This is a genomic window from Acidithiobacillus sp. (genome assembly GCF_023256195.1).
GTDB lineage: Bacteria > Pseudomonadota > Gammaproteobacteria > Acidithiobacillales > Acidithiobacillaceae > Acidithiobacillus_A.
Window position 1 is genome coordinate 26,079 of record NZ_JAGDWX010000010.1, and the last position, 17,499, is coordinate 43,577.

Annotated in this window: 17 protein-coding genes; all 17 read right to left on the minus strand. The window is 65.3% G+C overall.

Features of this window, described 5'->3' with window-relative positions:
• The 17 genes from secD to Q0C23_RS01160 are packed head-to-tail and all read right to left on the minus strand — an operon-like array spanning position 1 to position 17,498.
• Complete coding sequence (secD, locus tag Q0C23_RS01080; RefSeq protein ID WP_291510528.1) at positions 1 to 1,785, minus strand: protein translocase subunit SecD; 1,785 nt, start codon at positions 1,783 to 1,785, stop codon at positions 1 to 3.
• Positions 1,786 to 1,794: 9 nt separating this feature from the next.
• Entirely contained in the window at positions 1,795 to 2,133 is a 339-nt protein-coding gene (yajC, locus tag Q0C23_RS01085; RefSeq protein ID WP_291510529.1) for a preprotein translocase subunit YajC, read from the minus strand.
• Between the two features lie 39 nt (positions 2,134 to 2,172).
• Positions 2,173 to 3,300, minus strand: a complete 1,128-nt coding sequence (gene tgt / locus Q0C23_RS01090; protein WP_291510530.1) for a tRNA guanosine(34) transglycosylase Tgt — start codon at positions 3,298 to 3,300, stop codon at positions 2,173 to 2,175.
• Entirely contained in the window at positions 3,287 to 4,336 is a 1,050-nt protein-coding gene (queA, locus tag Q0C23_RS01095; protein WP_291510531.1) for a tRNA preQ1(34) S-adenosylmethionine ribosyltransferase-isomerase QueA, read from the minus strand. Before queA ends, tgt begins: the two co-directional genes overlap by 14 nt.
• A 2-nt stretch (positions 4,337 to 4,338) precedes the next feature.
• Positions 4,339 to 5,664 carry a hemolysin family protein gene (locus Q0C23_RS01100; protein WP_291510636.1) on the minus strand — a complete coding sequence of 442 codons (1,326 nt, stop codon included), beginning with the start codon at positions 5,662 to 5,664 and terminating at the stop codon, positions 4,339 to 4,341.
• Positions 5,665 to 5,710: 46 nt separating this feature from the next.
• A complete protein-coding gene (locus Q0C23_RS01105) occupies positions 5,711 to 6,304 on the minus strand; it encodes a CBS domain-containing protein (protein ID WP_291510532.1) in 594 nt (197 codons plus the stop codon).
• 37 nt (positions 6,305 to 6,341) lie between these two features.
• Positions 6,342 to 7,562 carry an O-succinylhomoserine sulfhydrylase gene (locus Q0C23_RS01110; protein ID WP_291510533.1) on the minus strand — a complete coding sequence of 407 codons (1,221 nt, stop codon included), beginning with the start codon at positions 7,560 to 7,562 and terminating at the stop codon, positions 6,342 to 6,344.
• Positions 7,559 to 9,022, minus strand: a complete 1,464-nt coding sequence (gene purF / locus Q0C23_RS01115; RefSeq protein WP_291510534.1) for an amidophosphoribosyltransferase — start codon at positions 9,020 to 9,022, stop codon at positions 7,559 to 7,561. The genes Q0C23_RS01110 and purF overlap by 4 nt, the downstream gene beginning before the upstream one ends.
• A complete protein-coding gene (locus Q0C23_RS01120; RefSeq protein ID WP_291510535.1) occupies positions 9,009 to 9,527 on the minus strand; it encodes a CvpA family protein in 519 nt (172 codons plus the stop codon). The genes purF and Q0C23_RS01120 overlap by 14 nt, the downstream gene beginning before the upstream one ends.
• Complete coding sequence (locus Q0C23_RS01125) at positions 9,512 to 10,837, minus strand: folylpolyglutamate synthase/dihydrofolate synthase family protein (protein ID WP_291510536.1); 1,326 nt, start codon at positions 10,835 to 10,837, stop codon at positions 9,512 to 9,514. The genes Q0C23_RS01120 and Q0C23_RS01125 overlap by 16 nt, the downstream gene beginning before the upstream one ends.
• On the minus strand, positions 10,818 to 11,705 hold the full coding sequence (gene accD / locus Q0C23_RS01130) for an acetyl-CoA carboxylase, carboxyltransferase subunit beta (protein ID WP_291510537.1): 888 nt from the start codon (positions 11,703 to 11,705) through the stop codon (positions 10,818 to 10,820). Before accD ends, Q0C23_RS01125 begins: the two co-directional genes overlap by 20 nt.
• On the minus strand, positions 11,702 to 12,517 hold the full coding sequence (trpA, locus tag Q0C23_RS01135; RefSeq protein ID WP_291510538.1) for a tryptophan synthase subunit alpha: 816 nt from the start codon (positions 12,515 to 12,517) through the stop codon (positions 11,702 to 11,704). Before trpA ends, accD begins: the two co-directional genes overlap by 4 nt.
• Positions 12,514 to 13,713, minus strand: a complete 1,200-nt coding sequence (gene trpB, locus Q0C23_RS01140) for a tryptophan synthase subunit beta (protein WP_291510539.1) — start codon at positions 13,711 to 13,713, stop codon at positions 12,514 to 12,516. The genes trpA and trpB overlap by 4 nt, the downstream gene beginning before the upstream one ends.
• On the minus strand, positions 13,714 to 14,340 hold the full coding sequence (locus Q0C23_RS01145; protein WP_291510540.1) for a phosphoribosylanthranilate isomerase: 627 nt from the start codon (positions 14,338 to 14,340) through the stop codon (positions 13,714 to 13,716). It abuts the gene before it with no gap.
• 9 nt (positions 14,341 to 14,349) lie between these two features.
• A complete protein-coding gene (gene truA, locus Q0C23_RS01150) occupies positions 14,350 to 15,177 on the minus strand; it encodes a tRNA pseudouridine(38-40) synthase TruA (RefSeq protein WP_291510637.1) in 828 nt (275 codons plus the stop codon).
• 9 nt (positions 15,178 to 15,186) lie between these two features.
• Entirely contained in the window at positions 15,187 to 16,458 is a 1,272-nt protein-coding gene (locus tag Q0C23_RS09830; protein WP_367273165.1) for a FimV/HubP family polar landmark protein, read from the minus strand.
• Positions 16,401 to 17,498, minus strand: a complete 1,098-nt coding sequence (locus Q0C23_RS01160) for a FimV family protein (RefSeq protein ID WP_291510541.1) — start codon at positions 17,496 to 17,498, stop codon at positions 16,401 to 16,403. Before Q0C23_RS01160 ends, Q0C23_RS09830 begins: the two co-directional genes overlap by 58 nt.
• Position 17,499 lies beyond the last annotated feature (1 nt).

The following is a 17,499-nucleotide window of genomic DNA, read 5'->3' on the forward strand; positions in this document are numbered from 1 at the left end:
TCAGATCCAGAGCTTCTGCACGCGCCGCTTACCCAAGGCAAACTCGACGATGCCGCGACTCATGAGGGTGGCGGTGAACATGGACACCAGCACACCGATGGTCAAGACCAGGGCAAAGCCCTTGATGGCGCCCGTGCCAAACTGGAACAGGGTCAAGGCGGCGATGAGCACGGTGATGTTGGAGTCGACGATGGTGGCAAAGGCGCGCTTGAAACCGGCATCGATGCTGGCTCGCGGGCTCATGCCATGGCGCAGCTCCTCGCGGATACGCTCGAAGACCAGAACGTTGGCATCCACCGCCAGGCCGATCTTGAGAACGATACCGGCAATGCCCGGCAGGGTGAGGGTCCCCCCCATGATGGACAACACTGCCAAGATAAAGAGGATGTTGACCAGGATGGCGAGGTCGGCGATGAGACCGAAGGCGCGGTAGTAGAGGGTCATGAACAGGACCACGAAGAGCATGCCGAAGATCACCGCCATGACGCCATCGTGAATGGAATCCTGTCCCAGGGTCGGGCCCACGGTGCGCTCTTCCGATACGTGCACCGGCGCCGGCAATGCTCCGGCGCGCAGCTCGATGGCCACGTTGCTGGCATCCTTGAGGCTCGAGAAGCCGTCGATCTGGGCGCGCCCACCGGTGATGGCTTCTCGGATGACCGGCGCCGTCACCACTTTGTTGTCCAGCAGGATGGCCATGCGCTGGCCCACGTGCTTGCTGGTGAGATCGCCAAAGATGCGGGTACCGACGCTGTCGAAGCTGATGTTGACGATGGCCTGTCCGGTGTTGTTGTCGATGCCGGCGCTGGCACCGTTGAGGTAGCGACCCGTGAGCACCGTTTCCTGATGGAGCACGTAAGGAGTGCCGTCCACACCATAGTAGAGGGCATCGCCAGGGGGAATCTGCCCCTTCAGAGCGGCCGCCATGTCCACGCGCTCGGCCACCATCTTGAATTCCAGCTGCGCCGTGGAGCCGATGATTTCCTTGGCCCGCTGGGTATCCTGCACCCCCGGCAACTGGACCGCGATGTGCTCTTTGCCTTGCCGCTGGATCTGTGGCTCGGCCACTCCCAGTTCATCGATACGATTGCGGATAACGACGATGGCCTGCTGCAGAGCGTCGTCCTGCATTTTTTGCGCCGCCGCCGGCGTAAGCTGCGCTTGGAGTACTCCCTGGCCCTTCGGGGTCAGCGCCAGATCGGGAAACTCCTCGGCAATGCGCCCCTGCGCCTCACGCGCCAGCTGCTCGCTGGCCATCTGGATGGACAGCGTGGTCGGTCCCGTCTGCTCCACGTTGAGGTACTGCAGGTCCTTGCGACGCAGGAAACTACGCAGACGGTTGCGATCCTCCTCCAGGGCGTGCTTGATCACGGCATCGGTGTCCACCTTGAGCAGTAGATAGACACCACCGCGCAGATCGAGGCCGAGGTTGACGGGCCGGGCCCCCAGCGCCGCCAGCCAGGCAGGCTCGGCCGATTTCTGCGAGAGGATCACCTGCGCATTGCGAGGCAGACGGTTCTGCAGCAAGGTCTCGGCCAGACCCTGGGCGTTGTCGTTGGGAAAGAAGAAGGTGATCCCGGCCGCATCGCTGGCCACCTTGGTAACGGGAATGCGCGCGGCGGAGAGCCAATCCTCCATGGTGGCCACCGGTGGCAGTTGGGTACCCACGGGGGCGCGCACCTCTACCGCCGCGTGCCAGCCAAAAAAATTGGGCAGGGCATACAGGAAGGAAGGCAGCACCACCGCCAGGATGATGAGGTATTTCCACCAGGGGTAACGGGTCATGACCAGGCCTTAGAGTTTTTTGAGGGTGCCCTTGGGAAGCATGAGCGCCACAGCGCTGCGTTGGACCTTCACCACCACGCCCTCGGCTACTTCCAGATGCAGATACTCCTCACCTGCCTGCATGACCCGTCCTGCCAGCCCGCCATTGGTCACCACTTCGTCGCCCTTGCTCACGGAAGCAATGAGGGCGCGCTGCTCCTTGGCCCGCTTCATCTGCGGTCGGATCAACAAAAAATAGAATATGCCAAAGATGACGATCAGCGGCAGAAACTGCACGATCATGGCTTCGGGGCCAGCGGGGGCCGCCGCGGTATCGGCATAAGCCGTGGCGATGGGGGACAGGTTCATGGGCGCTCCGATGGAATCCGAGGGCCGCCATTGTAGCCTTTAGGTCGGGACATGGGAAACTTTCGGGGTAACGCCACCCCGCGCCGCGTAGAAGTCCCGGCGAAACTCATCCAGCCGCCCGTTTTCGATGGCATGGCGCATCCCGCTCATGAGTTCCTGATAGTAATGCAGGTTGTGGAGGGTGTTGAGACGGGCACCGAGGATTTCCTGAGTACGCTGCAGGTGGCGCAGATAGCCACGACTATAGTGTCGACAGGTGTAGCAGCGGCACTCGGGATCCGGCGGCAGGGGATCGCGCTCGTACCGGGCGTTGCGCAGTTTGAGCACACCGTGACGAGTAAAGAGCCAGCCGTTGCGAGCGTTGCGGGTGGGCAGCACGCAGTCGAACATGTCCACACCACGCCACACGCCCTCCACCAGATCCTCTGGCAGTCCCACGCCCATGAGATAACGGGGCTTCTCCTGGGGCATCTCGGGCAGGATGTCGTCCAGCACGGCCAACATCTCCCCCTTGCTTTCACCCACGGACAGACCACCCAGAGCGAGGCCCGGGAAATCCAGGGCCTCGAGCCCCGCCAGCGAGCGCCGGCGCAGATCGCCGTACATCCCGCCCTGGACGATCCCGAAAAGCCGGCCAGGGCCATGGTAGGCGGCGCGGGAGCGGGCCGCCCAGCGCAAGGACAACTCCATGCTGGCCCGCGCCACGTCCCAGGTGGCCGGATGCGGGGTACACTCGTCGAAGACCATGGCGATATCCGAACCCAAGCGTCGCTGGATATCCATGGACTCCTCGGGGCCGAGAAAAACCGCGCGGCCATCCACGGGCGCCCGAAAACGGACTCCGGCCTCGCTCATCTTGCGCAGCGCACCGAGACTGAACACCTGAAAACCGCCGGAGTCCGTCAGGATCGGACCATCCCAGTGCATCATCCGGTGCAGGCCGCCGAGGGCCTCGATGGCCTCGAGACCGGGGCGCAGGAAGAGATGAAAGGTATTCCCGAGGACGATCTCGGCTCCGGTCGCCTGCAACTCCTCGGGAGTTACCGCTTTGACCGTGCCGTAGGTCCCCACCGGCATGAAGGCCGGAGTTTCGACGGTAGCGCGCGCAAAATGCAGGCGCCCGCGACGGGCGGCGCCGTCCTGGGCCAGCCGCTCAAAGAAGGTCACGACTGTTACCCCCTGCGGGAAGAATGAGCATGGCATCGCCATAGCTGAAAAAGCGATAGCGCTGGGCCACGGCGTGGGCGTAGGCGGCGAGGATCCGTTCCCGTCCGGCCAGTGCCGATACCAGCATCATCAGCGTGGATTCCGGCAGGTGAAAATTGGTGAAAAGCCCGTCGATGACCCGAATGGGCCGTCCCGGGTAGAGAAAGATGTCGGTCTCGCCGACAAAGGCTTGCAAACCCTGATCGCTGGCGGCCGCCTCCAGGGCGCGGCAGACCGTGGTGCCGATGGCAAAGATCCGCCCCCCCTGCTCCCGGGCGCGGCGGATCTGCTCCACCGTGGCCGCCGGCACCGTGACGCGCTCGCTGTGCATCCGGTGCTCCTCCACCTTCTCCACCTGTACCGGCAGAAAAGTCCCCGCTCCCACGTGCAGGGTGATGTAGGCGCGCTGGATACCCGCCTTATCCAGGGCCGCCAGCAGCTCTGCATCGAAATGCAATCCGGCGGTGGGTGCGGCGACGGCCCCCGGCGTGCGTGCGTAGACCGTCTGATAACGATCGCGGTCGGCCGCGGCAGGGGCGCGATCGATATAGGGTGGCAGCGGCACCTCGCCCTGGGCCTCGAGGATGTCCAGCCAGCTACCCCCTCCCACCAGCCCCAGTTCCACCATCCGCTCGTCCCGCGTGAGGATCTCCGCCGTTTCTCCTCCCGCTAGGATCAAGCGCCCACCTGTGCGGAGCGGCTTGGACGCGCGCGCCAGGAAACGGGCACGCTCCGGCGTCAGCAGGCGCTCCAGAAGGAGCTCGACCGATCCACCACTGGTTTTCCGCGCCCACAGGCGTGCCGGTAGCACCCGGGTATCATTGAATACCAAAAGGTCACCCGGGCGCAGAAACCGTGGCAGGTCCCGCACCCGGGCGTCCTGGAAGACATCGCTGCCCGGATCCACCAACAGCAGGCGGCCGGCGCTGCGTTCGGGCAGCGGCTCCTGGGCGATGAGCTCGGGCGGCAGATGGTAGTAGAAATCGCTTTTCTTCATGATCAGGAAAACCAGTCTTCGTCGTCCAGCGCAGGGTGTGGGAAAACCTGCAGAAGCACGATACGCGGCCCTTGCCGCTCGCGCACCAGTACATCGAAGTCGCGAAAGGCGACCCGTTCGCCACTTTCGGGCAGACGCTCGAGGCGTTGCATCAAGAGCCCACCGATACTGTCGGCCTCACCCGCCTCCTCGATATCCCGCCCCAGGATCCGCTCCAGGGAGTAGATGGATAGACTGCCGGTCCCGAGCCAGGAGCCGTCCGACTGCGCCACCCAGTCGCGCCGGCGATGACCGAATTCATCGGGAATGGGACCGAGCAGGGCCTCGAGCACGTGATCCAGGGTAACGAAGCCGGTGATGGTACCCAGATCGTCCACGACCAAGGCAAAGTGGGGCTGGCCGGAACGGAAATGCGCCAGCAAATCCAGGGCCGGAAGATCCTTGTGCACCGCCGGCAGCGGCCGCAGGATACGTTTCATGTGCAGGGCGGGCGTCGGTCGGCTCAGCTCCGCCAGCAGATCCTTGACGTGGACCAGACCGACGATGTGCTGCCGATCGCCGGCGCAGACGGGATAACGCGTGAAACGGTGGGCCAGCAGCTCGGCACGGATCGCATCCACGCTGGCGTCCTGTTGCAGGCAGACCATGTCGGCGGCAGGACGGGCCAGATCACCGGCACTGAGTTCGTTGAAATCCAGGGCTCTTTCCAGCAGGTCCCCGCTGCGTCGCCCCAGCACCCCCTGCGCCTGGCTGAGCGCCAGGATCATGGCCAGCTCATCGCGCGAATGCGGCGCGTCTCCCAAGGGTTCACGGCCACGCAAGGCAAAGATGCGCAGTACCCACTGGCTGCAGGCATTCAGCAGCCAGATGGCAGGGAACATCAGCCAGTAGAAGGCATACAGAGGAATGCTCACCCACAGGGCAACACGCACACTGCGACGGATAGCCAGAGACTTGGGCACTAGTTCGCCGAGGATGATGGTGAGAAAAGCGATGAGCGCGAAACCCACCGTCAACGATACGGAGCGCAGTACGGCACCATCGCCGAAACCCAGTGTCGCCAGAACGGGCGCCAGAAGCCGGGCGGTGGCGGGTTCGCCGATCCAGCCCAGGGCCAGGGACGCCAGGGTGATGCCCAATTGGGTGGCCGAAAGGTAGGCATCCAGTTGCCGATGCATGCGCGCCAAAAGGCGCCCGCGCAGGCCCTGGGTCTGCGCCAGACTGCGCAACTGCGTGACCCGCAGACGCACCAGGGCGAATTCGGCGGTGACAAAAAAACCGTTGAGCAGGATCAGGGCGGCGGCCAGCGCGAGCCCCCAGGACTCCATCACTGGCCCACCCCTTTCGGTACGTTGACGACGATATCGCTTGCTTTCAGTGGTCGTCCTGGGTCAGGAATTTTTCCAGCTCTGCAAAGGTCTGCGCCGTTCCCGTCGTCTCGATCTTGACACCCAGCTGCCGGCCGATCTGGCTGATGGAGAATATGCCGCGGATCTCCGGCGCGCCCCCCTCACCTTCCACCAGGGCGTGCTGGCGCCCGACCTCCTTGAGCGTGGCGACGATATCGCCGACGGTGGAGCGCGCCACCTCCGCGTAATCCAACACTTCGATACGGCCACGACGGGTCATGATGTCCTCCACCAGTACCCGATCCCGGGGAATCTTCTTGTCGGCGGAGACCTGTACGGGCTTCTCGCCGAGAATGTCACGAGCCGTGATGATACCGACGACGACGCCATAGTCGTCCTGCACAAAAAGCAGTCGCACGCCGACGTGGATCATCTTCTGCATGGCAGCGTCGATGCTCACCTCAGGGTGGGTACTTGCGGCAGGTACCCGACGCAGGTCGGTCATGACCTTGAGGGCATTGTCGTCCATGGTGACAGGGGTCGACAGACCGTTGTCAAAGACGCTCAGACGGGTGTCCGGGCGCAGGTGGTGATGGCTCAGGGGTCGGTATCTGGTCATTTTGCTTTCTCCCAATGGTACTGCAGAAAAAACCGGCTCACACACTGGGTTCCGGGCGAGCGGCGGCCGCCGCCTCGAGACCGCGCTGCAAATCTGCGCGCAGATCGTCCACGTGCTCAAGCCCCACACTCAGGCGCAAGAGGCCGTCGCCGATACCCGCTGCCACCCTTGCCTCGACACTCACCCGAGCGTGGGTGGTGCTGGCGGGGTGGGTAATGGTGCTTTTGGCATCGCCGAGATTGGCGGTGCGGGAGAAGATCTCCACCGCGTCCATGAGCGCCCAGGCCGCGGCCTGACCATCGCGCAGATCGAAAGACAGGATACCACCGGGCAGGCGCTGCTGGCGCGCCGCCAAGGCCTGCTGCGGATGGCTGGACAGCCCCGGATAGTAGACCCGCGCCACCTCCGGCCGCTGCTCCAGCCACTGCGCCAAAGCGAGGGCGTTGTGGCTGTGCCGCTCCATGCGCAGGGCTAGAGTCTCCAGCCCTTTCAGCTGCACCCAGGCGTTGAAGGGACTGAGACTGGGGCCGGCGGTGCGCACGAAATTGCGCGGCCCGCTCAGCAGTTCCTTACGCCCGCAGATGGCACCACCCAGAGTCCGTCCCTGACCGTCCAGGTACTTGGTGTTGGAGTGGATCACGAGATCGGCACCCAAGGCGAGCGGCTGCTGCAAGACGGGCGTGCAGAAGCAGTTGTCCACCACCAGGATCGCGCTCTGATCCCGTGCCAGGGCCGCCAGAGCGGCGATATCGCCCACCTCTGTCAAGGGATTGGAGGGCGTCTCCAGGTACAAAAGGCGGGTGTTGGGACGCACGGCGCGGCGCCAAGCTTCGAGGTCGTCCAGGGCGACGAAGCTCGTCTCCAGACCGAAACGGCTCAGGATATTCTGCAAAAGCTGAACGGTGGACCCGAAGATGGAACGCGAGGCGACGATGTGATCGCCCGCCTGCAGGCAACCCATGAAGGTGGTGAGACAGGCCGCCATGCCCGAGGCCGTGGCAACACAGTCCTCCGCTCCCTCCAGAGCCGCCAGCCGCTCCTCCAAGGCCCGCACCGTTGGGTTGGTAAACCGCGCGTAGATGTTTCCGGGGCTCGTACCGGCAAAGCGCGCCGCTGCCTCTTCGGCAGAGTCGAAAACGAAGCTCGAGGTGAGAAAGAGCGCCTCGGAGTGCTCCTTTTCCGGAGAACGATGGATACCCGTGCGGATGGCCAGGGTTTCCGGATGCCACTTGCCACGGGCCGTCTCGTTTTCGCTCATCGCAATTCCTTCATCAAAAACAGCTGCCGCGTACCGTGCCCCTCGGGTGTGGGGAGGGGATAGTCGTCGCTGAAACAGGCATCGCAAAAACCCAGCGCACGCCCACCGACCGCCTCGAACAAGGCATCGAGGCTGAGATAACCCAAGGAATCGGCACCGATCATCTTGCGTACCTCGTCGACACTGTGCTGGGCGGCGATGAGCTGCGCTCGATCCGGGGTATCGATACCATAATAGCAGGGGCCGATGGTGGGCGGCGAACTCACCAGAAAATGGACCTCCTTAGCCCCCGCGGCGCGGATCAGGTGGACGATCTTGGCGCTGGTGGTGCCACGAACGATGGAGTCGTCCACCAGGATCACCCGCTTGCCTTTGAGGATCTCCGGCTGGGCGTTGAGCTTGACCTTGACACTGAAATCCCGGCCGCGCTGGGCCGGCTGGATGAAGGTGCGCCCCACGTAGTGGTTGCGGATGAGGCCCAGCTCGAAAGGCAGACCGGAAGCCTCGGCGTAGCCCATGGCGGCCGCTACGCCGGAATCCGGCACCGGCACCACCACATCGGCGTCGCGGGGATGCAGCCGCGCCAGTATCCGACCGATGCGCTTACGCGCCGAATAGACGTGAACGCCATCCAGGACGCTGTCGGGACGAGCAAAGTAGATATATTCGAAGACGCACATGCGCCTGCCCACCGCCGGGAAGGGAAATCGACTCTCGATGCCGCCCTGCGAGATGATCACCATTTCCCCCGGAGCCACGTCGCGGACGAACTCCGCCCCCATGAGGTCCAGAGCGCAGGTCTCCGAGGCCAGCACGAAGCCGCCGGAGTCGATGAGTCGACCCAGCACCAGCGGCCGGAAACCCATGGGGTCGCGCACGCCGATGAGGCGCGTTTCCGTCAGACAGACCAGGGAATACGCGCCCACCACCTGCGCCAACGCCGCCGCCAGTCGCTCGCCAGCGTCCTTGCCCGGCACCCGGGCCAGCAGGTGGACGATGACCTCGGTGTCCATATCGGTGTGGAAGATGGCGCCTTCCCGCTCCAGTTGCTCACGCAGGGCGCCGGCATTCACCAGATTGCCGTTGTGGCCCACGGCAAAGGCGCCGTGGCGGTAATTGATGAAGATGGGCTGGGTATTGCGCAGCACCGAGCCGCCCGCCGTCGAGTAGCGAACGTGGCCGATGGCCTGCGATCCCGGCAGTCGACCCAACTCCTCCACACCAAAGACCTCGGCGACCCGGCCCATCCCCCGCTGGGTATGGAGTTGTCCCTGATCGGCGGAGACGATGCCCGTGGACTCCTGCCCGCGGTGCTGCAGGGCATAGAGACCGAGGTAGGTCAGATTGGCGGCCTCGGGATGGCCAAATACCCCGACGACACCGCATTCGTCGTGAAAGTGCTCGTCATCGGTGTCGGCACAGAGGCTGGCGCCGGTCGGCGCGCACTCAGAGGGGCTCATGCATACGGGTGGTTTTGACACGGTTTTGCGACTCCCAGTAAGAAACGGCCGGAGCCGTGATGGACTGCGACAGCGAGCGCACCTGCGGTGAGCCGAGCCAGGAGCTCTGCCACCAGTCGGTTTCAGCAAAGCCCGCCGCCCGGGCGACGAACATCAAGACGAGCAGGATCACGCCCCCGCGCAGGAGACCGAAGGCGCCTCCCAAGAGCCGATCGGGCCCAGAGAAGCCGATAGGATAGAGGACCTTCCGCAACAGAAAGGCGATCAGGGTGGTCAGGAAAATCACCGTGAGAAAGAGCAGGAAATCCGCCAGAGGCACGCGCCAGGGTGCCGGCAGACCCGTGAACTGGGGGGCGAGCCACTGGGCGCCGTAACGCCAGGCCACATAGACCCCGCCCACCCAGCCCAGCAGGGAAAAGAACTCCCGCAGCATGCCGCGCAGGACTCCCCAGAGCAGCGATAGAAAAAGGACGACGAGCACACCAAGATTCACCCAGCTTGGCATATCGGTATCCTTGCCGAAGCCGCTGCCGACAACAGACCCATGGGCAACTGACCAAGGACCTGAAAAGAGCCGAAGCAGAGCAGCAGGTCCTCGGCATTCAGCTCACCGCGTGCAGCTGCGAAGCTCGCCGCAAAATCGCCCTCCTCCACCACCCGCACGGGCAAGCCCATGGCATCGAGGGCCGCCAGGAGCTCCCGCCAGGGTCGGGCCCGCGCCGATCCCGGTAGAGCTACGGGAAACCACTGCTGCACCAAGCCCCGCAGGGGCTCGAGACAGCCGGCCAGGTCCTTGTCCCCGAGCAGGTTGAAGAGCGCGTGGATGCGCGCCCCGGAGTGCTGCCGTAGCGCTTCCGCCAGCTGTCCCGTCGCCTGCGGATTGTGGGCCACGTCCAGCCAGAGCGTGGGGCCATCGCTCCCCCATGGGCGCAGGCGCTGACAGCGCCCCGGCAACTGCGGTGGACACCGCCATCGAGCCCCTGGCTCCACCGCAGCGGCGGGTAAACGCTCGCGCAGCAGGCAGGTGGCGGCCGTGGCCAGGGCGAGATTGTCCCATTGCTCCCGCCCGCCCCAGAGCGGCGCGGGTATCCGCCAGAGCCGTCCGTTCATGCGCAAGGTCTGGGCGGCGGGATCCACATCCAGGTCCCGACCCAACCAATGGAGTGGTGCTTCTCGCGTTTCGGCGGCCGCCAGCACGGTCGCGCAAGGATCCTTGGCATCGCCGTAGAGAACCGGCACGCCGCGGCGCAGGATGCCCGCCTTCTCCACACCGATGGCCTCGCGGGTGTCGCCCAGCCACTGCTGGTGGTCCATGGCGACGGTGGTGATGATGCTGAGGTCTGGGTCCACCGCATTGACGGCGTCCAGTCGCCCACCCATGCCCACCTCCAGGACGAGCAGCTCGGGCGCCGCCGCACGCACCAGCAGGAGCGCCGCCAGCGTCGCCAGTTCGAAATAGGTGAGAGGAATGCGACCCGCAGCACGCGCAACCTGTTCCAGGGCCTCGAGCCACTGCTCCTCGCCCAGCAGGCTGCCATCCACCCGCAAGCGCTCAGCGAACTGCCAAAGGTGCGGGCTCGTGTAGGCAGCAACCCGGTAACCCGCCTGCCGGTAGAGGCTTTCCAGATAGGCTACCGTGGAGCCCTTGCCGTTGGTGCCGGCCACCAGGATCACCGGCCAGGGTTGGCGCTGCGGAAGGTCCAGGGCGGCCATGGCCAGGCGCATGCGTTCCAGACCCATGTCGATGCGTTCCGGCGCCCCGGCCAGCGCCATCACCCGGGCATTGACCCGGTCCTCAGACTGCGCGCTCGCCATGACTCAGGATGGCAACGATCTCGGCGATGCGATCGCGCAGCTGGCGACGATCGACGATCTGGTCGATAGCGCCGTGTTCCAGCAGATACTCTGAGCGTTGAAAACCCTCGGGCAGCTTTTCGCGGATGGTCTGTTCGATGACCCGCGGACCGGCAAAACCGATGAGCGCCCGCGGTTCGGCAATGAGGATATCGCCCAGGGTAGCGAGACTCGCCGAAACACCACCCATGGTCGGATCCGTCAGCACCGAGATGTAGGGGATCCCCATCTTCGCCAAGCGCTCCACGGCCGCCGCCGTCTTGGCCATCTGCATCAGCGAAAACAGACCCTCCTGCATGCGCGCTCCGCCGCTGGCACTGAAACAGATGAACGGGCAGCGCTCCACCATGGCCGCCTCCGCCGCCTTGACGAAACGCGCCCCCACCACCGAACCCATGCTGCCGCCCATGAACTCGAAGGCAAAGGCCGCCACCACCACCGGCTGGCCTTTCAGAAAACCGCGCATGGCCACCAGGGCATCCTTCTCGCCGCTTTTTTCCTGCGCCTCCTGCAAGCGATCCTTGTATTTCTTTTGATCCTTGAAGCGCAGTGGATCCACGGGGATGAGCTCTGCCCCCAACTCGAGCCGTGGCTCGGGATCGAGAAAATGGTGCAGACGCTGGCGCGCCGTGAGACGCTGATGATGACCGCAGTGCGGGCAGACAAAGAGATTGGCCTCCAGCTCCGTCCGGTAGAGTACTGCCTGGCAGGTGGGACACTTGGACCAGAGGCCCTCGGGCACGGAACTGCGCCGTCCCCCCTCCTTGACCAGCGGCTGCTCCGGGCCCTTCTTGATCTTGGGCGGCAGCACCCGGTCGAACCAGCTCATGCCGACACCTGCGTGGGCTCCGCCAGGGCCGCGGCGACGGGCGTGAGGAAGGCATGGGCCAGCTCCACGGCAGTATCGACGTCCGTCGCTTCTGCCAGCCGTTCTACCAAGGCGGAACCGATGACCACGGCGTCGGCTCCCCCTCGCGCCAACAACCGGGCGGTCGCTGCATCGCGAATACCGAAGCCGATGGCCACAGGCAGGCCCAGAGCCTCGCGCAGCTGCCGCACCCGCCCCAGCACCTCCTGCCAATCCCGCTGTACCGCCCCGGTGATACCGCGCAGAGAGACGTAGTAGACAAAGCCGGCGCCCAGCCGTCGCACTGCCGCCACGCGCTCGGAACCACTGGTGGGAGCCAACAGGAAGATGGGGTCGATACCGGCCGCGCGCAGCACCGTGCTCTCGTGCTGACCTTCCTCGGGCGTGAGATCGACGATGATGGTGCCATCTACCCCCGCCGCTGCCGCTTCGCGGGCAAAATCCTCGACCCCCATGGCCTCGATGGGATTGAGATAGCCCATGAGGACGATGGGGGTGTGCTGATTCTGCTCACGAAACTGCGCGACCCAGGTCAGCACCTGGCGCAAATGCACGCCCTTGGACAGGGCCCGCTCATTGGCCCGCTGGATCGTCGGGCCGTCGGCCATGGGGTCGGAGAAGGGCACACCCAGCTCGATGATATCGGCGCCCGCGGCCACCAGGGCGTGCAGGATGGGCACGGTGGCCGCAGGACTGGGATCACCCGCGGTGACAAAGGGAATCAGGGCCGTACGCCCCTCCATCTGCGCAAAACGCGTCGCCAGCCGACTCATAGCACGATGCCCTCCAGCGCCGCCACAGTATGAATATCCTTGTCGCCACGGCCCGAGAGATTGATGACGATGCTCTGATCCCGACGCATCTGCGGCGCGATCTTGAAGGCGTAGGCGAGTGCGTGGGCCGTTTCCAATGCCGGGATGATGCCTTCCCGCCGGCTCAGGGTGTGGAAAGCGGCCAGCGCCTCCTCGTCCGTCGCCACCACGTACTCGGCACGGCCGCTGTCCTTGAGGTAAGCGTGCTCCGGACCGACCCCGGGGTAATCCAGACCCGCCGAGATGGAGTGGGTGGGCAGGATCTGGCCATTGCCGTCCTCCATGAGATAGGTACGATTGCCGTGCAACACCCCGGGCCGCCCCGAATTGAGCGGAGCGGCGTGCTTGCCGCTGGCCAGGCCCAAGCCACCCGCCTCGACACCGATGAGACGCACCTCGGGATCGTCGATGAAGGCGGCAAAAAGGCCAATGGCGTTGCTGCCGCCGCCGACGCAGGCGATGCAGGCCGCCGGCAGGCTGCCGGTCTGCTCCAGGCACTGGGCGCGGGCCTCGTCACCGATGACGCGGTGAAAATCCCGCACCATGGCCGGATAGGGGTGCGGGCCAGCCACGGTGCCGATGACGTAGAAGGTATCTTCCACCCGCGTGACCCATTCGCGCAGGGCCTCGTTGAGGGCGTCCTTGAGGGTACGCGTGCCGCTGTCCACCGCCACCACCTCCGCACCCAAAAGGCGCATACGATAGACATTGCTGGACTGCCGCTGGATGTCATCGGCGCCCATGAAGACGGTGCACTCCATGCCATACCGGGTAGCGACGGTGGCCGTGGCCACGCCGTGCTGCCCCGCTCCCGTCTCGGCGATGAGGCGCCTCTTGCCCATGCGCCGCGCCAACAGCGCCTGACCAACGGCATTGTTGATCTTGTGGGCGCCAGTGTGATTGAGGTCCTCGCGTTTGAGGTAGATCTGCGCGCCCCCCAGCTCCTGGGAGATGCGCGCGGCGTGATAGAGCGGATTGGGTCGCCCGACGAACTGCCGCAGTTCGCTGTGCAGTTCCGCGCGAAATTCCGGATCCTGTCCTGCCGCGGCGTAGGCCGCCTGCAACTCGTCCAAGGCCGGCACCAAGGTCTCGGCGACGAAGCGACCACCGTAGGGACCATAGTGCCCATGCTCGTCCGGCTGATGATAGTTAGCCATTCAGGTCTCCTGTAGAGCCGCGCGGGCGCTGTGAATGAAATTCCTTATTTTGCCACGATCCTTCTCCCCCGGCGATACTTCGACACCACTGCTGACGTCGACGGCATAGGGCCGAGTCTGCCACACCGCCTGCGCGACATTATCCACTCGCAGCCCGCCGGCGAGGATCAACGCCACACCCAGGTCGGTAGGCAGCGGCCACCAGGAGAAACTCTCACCCGAGCCCCCGTAGACCCGATCGTTTTCCTTGTCCAGAAGCAGTCCCTGGGCCCGCGGATAGCGCTCGCGCCAGGGCCGCAGATCCGTCGGACCCGACAGCCGCACGGCCTTGATGTAGGGTCGGCCGAATCCAGCGCAGAAGTCGTCCGTCTCATCGCCGTGAAACTGCAGCAGGTCCAGCGGACACTGCTCCGTGATCGCGCGCACCCAGTCCGGCTGGGGGTTGACGAAGAGACCGACGCGCGTGACGAAGGGCGGCAGGGCCGCAAGAATGGCCTGAGCGGCAACTATCTCGACGTGCCGCGGACTGGGTGGATAAAAGACGAGGCCAATGGCATCCGCGCCGGCCTCGGCGGCGGCCAGGGCGTCCTCGACACGAGTGATTCCACAGATCTTGATGCGCAGCATGTCACTAATCTAACACGATGGCGCGCATAACGTATGGAGATCGGGGAAATCCAGGGTCGGCAGCTGGAACTGCGGGGGATAGAGCGCGGCGACGAAGTAGAGCCCCTCGGCGGGAGCCGTCATCCCCGCCTGCTGGCGATCGCGCGAGGCCAGCACCTGTGCCGCCCAGTGCGGCGGGCGATCCCCCCAGCCGATACTCAGCAACACCCCCACCAGATTGCGCACCATGTGGTGCAGGAAGGCGTTGGCCTCGGCATCCACAAAAACCCAGTCGCCGCGGCGCGTCACCCGTAGCTCGCGCAACTCCCGCAACGGATGCTTGGCCTGACAGGCAGCGGCTCGAAATGCCGAGAAATCGTGGTGACCTACCAGCAGGCGCGTCGCTTCCTGCATCGCCTCCACCGCCAGAGGTCGAGCGATCCAGGCGGCGCGATCGGCAAAGAGCGCCGAACGCTCGGCACGGTTGAGGATACAGTAGCGGTAGCGCCGTCCGAGGGCGGCAAAGCGCGCGTGGAAGTCGAGGGGTACGGGCTTTGCCCAGCGCACACTGATGGTGGGGGGGAGAAAACGATTGACGCCGCGGGTCCAGGCCAAGGCCGGGCGCGCCGCGGGAGCATCGAAATGCACGACCTGGCCCAGGGCGTGAACCCCGGCATCGGTACGTCCGGCGACCGTGGTGTGGACGGCGCTCTGGGCAATTTCCGACAGCGCAGCCTCCAGGCTTTCCTGCACGCTGGCTGGCCCGTCCTGACGCTGCCAGCCGCAGAAGGCGCTACCCTGATACTCTATGCCCAGGGCCCAACGCGCCCCCGGCGAGACCCGCGACTCTGCCGTAATACCTCCTGCCTAGAGACTTTCCAGCAGGGTATGTGCCTCGCTGCGCTGCTGCGGATTGCCCTCCCGGCTCACCTCCTCCAGAAGTTCCCGCGCCGATTCGGCATCGTCCATTTCCAGATAGGCCTTGGCCAGGTCGAGCTTGGTACCGACGGCATCCCAATCGCCGGAACTCTCGGCAGTAGCCTGCTGCGCTACGGTCGTGGGGGACGAAGCCGTGTCGGCAGGCGCATGCCCCGATTCGAAGTCGAGACCGGAGTGGGCGGAAGCGGGTGCTTCGGCGGGCCCGGCCAGGGACTCGGCGTCCAAGGCCCGGAACTGCTCATTGACGGAATCCAGCAGCCGCTGCTTCTCAGCCGCCGGGATTTCGTGCTGGGGACTGGTACGATCCTGCTCCTCATCCGCACTGCTCAGCAGGCTGTCGAGATTGAAATCCAACAGGTGATCCGCGTCCGCTTCGCCCGGAGCGGCCCTATCCCCTGCGGCCAGGGGTGGCACGGCCGACACATCGAAGGCTTCGTGCGTCTGCGCCGTCGGCTGCGGTGCGGGGGCTGGGGCGGAACCGGCATCGGCAAACAGACTGTGACCGGGGAACAGTTGGGCACCCTGAGCTGCCACCTGCTGCCACGCGCCATTACTCGGGCCAAATCGACCGCGCATGCGCTCGGCCAGTTCCAGATAGGCGTCGCGACGATCGAGCTGGGCGTAGAGGTCCAGCAGTTTGACGTAGAGCTCCTTGCGCCGGGGATTCTCTTCCAAGGCCTCCTGCAATACCGTCACCGCAGAATCGGTCTTGCCGTAGGTCAGATATAGATCCGCCTGCTCCAGCGGGTCCACCTGCAGGGGGTCCGACAGATCCGTACCGGTATCGGCAGTGGCGGATGACTCCGTATTGGCTGCCACCGCCGTCCTGCCGGAATCCGAAGCCCCGTGTGCAGCAGGAGCGCTGCCCGCGGGCTCCCGTTCGTGCTCGAACGCCAGCATCCCCGCCTCTGCAGCGGCCGCCGTCGCCGCCAGCGTCGGTTCGACCCCCGGATGCGTCTCAGGCATCGTCCCTTCAGGTGCAGGTGTCCGCGCCGCAACACCCGATGATCCCGCCACGCCCGAGGTCGAGAGGGGCTCCGTCCGGGGCGGCGGCGCAAAGGCCGCCGGTTCCTCGCGGGCTGGCGGCGGTGGCGCCGAGCGTGCGCCGGCACCATTGGCATTGCCATTGCCCGCCAGCATGGTCAGCTTTTGGGAGACCTCCCGCTGCCTCCGTGCCGCCTCCTGCTGTCTCTGGTACATCCAGAGGAACAGCAGGAGCAGCAGGACATTACCGCCGAGAGACAACCACAGTAGGGGATTGTTGCCCGGATGTGCCTGGGCGGAGGCCTGCGATAGCTTGGCCAGCTCCGTAGCCTGGGAAGCCACCTGGGCCTGAGTCTGTGACAGACGGGTATTGAGGGCCTGCAGCATGGTCTGCAGATGGGCATTTTCCGACTGCAGGGCAGCCGTGGCACTCTCTGCGGCGGCAGCGCAGTCTGGCTGGCTACCGCCGGAGTCGGCCGAGCCTGAGCCGCTCCTGCGGCCTGCGCCCGCAGCCAGGCCCGTGCCTGTGCCGGCGTCATGGCCTGCACCTGCGCGAGGCTTGGCGTTCGCAGGTAGGTACCGGCGTAGAGCATATTCGGATTGCCGCCCTTGAAAGCCCCCGGGTTGGCTTTGACCAAGGCTGCCATGACCTGATCCAGACTCACGCGATTGCTCCGGCTGAGCTTCTGGGCGATCTCGAACAGGGTCTGATGCTCCGGTACCGGGCCGTAGCGCGCAGCGCTGGCCCAGCCGGCGACTTCGGCCCGCGGCGGCCTTGCCGGCATCGGCGGATAGGGCATGGCACGGGCGGACGTGCGCGGACTGGAGGACGGTGGCGCCAGACGGGTCGCCGGTACCCCGTAGGTGTTGGCGGCGGCGGAGGAGGCCCGGTACTCACGGACGATCTGTCCCCCGGACCAGTCCAACTGCACAAGGAAGGGCAGACTGGCCTGTGTCAGCGGCAGGGGACTGGAGATGAGGATGGCCGGCTGGCTACCTTCGCGGACGCTGAAGTGCCACTGGCTGAGGGTCTGATCCACAGGCAAGTGGATGAGGCTGAAGGCGGAGGCCGGTGCCAGCCCCGCCTGGGCACCCGTCAATTCCTTGGGATGCTCACTGCGGATGGGAATTTCGGCACGGAAGGGCTCACCGGGACCCGAGAGAACGATCAGATCGCCAAGACCCATGGCCTGCGCCAAGCCGGGAACCCCCACACCCAGGGCCAGAAAGACCTGAACCCACGCTTTTCTATCCATA

Bases quoted from the DNA above. Each gene is read 5' to 3' on its own strand.
- Q0C23_RS09830 (WP_367273165.1), bottom strand. From the start codon at position 16,458: ATGTACCAGAGACAGCAGGAGGCGGCACGGAGGCAGCGGGAGGTCTCC.
- Q0C23_RS01125 (WP_291510536.1), bottom strand. From the start codon at position 10,837: ATGGCGAGCGCGCAGTCTGAGGACCGGGTCAATGCCCGGGTGATGGCG.
- purF (WP_291510534.1), bottom strand. From the start codon at position 9,022: ATGAGCCCCTCTGAGTGCGCGCCGACCGGCGCCAGCCTCTGTGCCGAC.
- Q0C23_RS01100 (WP_291510636.1), bottom strand. From the start codon at position 5,664: ATGGAGTCCTGGGGGCTCGCGCTGGCCGCCGCCCTGATCCTGCTCAAC.
- accD (WP_291510537.1), bottom strand. From the start codon at position 11,705: ATGAGCTGGTTCGACCGGGTGCTGCCGCCCAAGATCAAGAAGGGCCCG.
- Q0C23_RS01105 (WP_291510532.1), bottom strand. From the start codon at position 6,304: ATGACCAGATACCGACCCCTGAGCCATCACCACCTGCGCCCGGACACC.
- secD (WP_291510528.1), bottom strand. From the start codon at position 1,785: ATGACCCGTTACCCCTGGTGGAAATACCTCATCATCCTGGCGGTGGTG.
- Q0C23_RS01160 (WP_291510541.1), bottom strand. From the start codon at position 17,498: ATGGATAGAAAAGCGTGGGTTCAGGTCTTTCTGGCCCTGGGTGTGGGG.
- trpA (WP_291510538.1), bottom strand. From the start codon at position 12,517: ATGAGTCGGCTGGCGACGCGTTTTGCGCAGATGGAGGGGCGTACGGCC.
- yajC (WP_291510529.1), bottom strand. From the start codon at position 2,133: ATGAACCTGTCCCCCATCGCCACGGCTTATGCCGATACCGCGGCGGCC.
- Q0C23_RS01120 (WP_291510535.1), bottom strand. From the start codon at position 9,527: ATGCCAAGCTGGGTGAATCTTGGTGTGCTCGTCGTCCTTTTTCTATCG.
- queA (WP_291510531.1), bottom strand. From the start codon at position 4,336: ATGAAGAAAAGCGATTTCTACTACCATCTGCCGCCCGAGCTCATCGCC.
- Q0C23_RS01145 (WP_291510540.1), bottom strand. From the start codon at position 14,340: ATGCTGCGCATCAAGATCTGTGGAATCACTCGTGTCGAGGACGCCCTG.
- trpB (WP_291510539.1), bottom strand. From the start codon at position 13,713: ATGGCTAACTATCATCAGCCGGACGAGCATGGGCACTATGGTCCCTAC.
- Q0C23_RS01110 (WP_291510533.1), bottom strand. From the start codon at position 7,562: ATGAGCGAAAACGAGACGGCCCGTGGCAAGTGGCATCCGGAAACCCTG.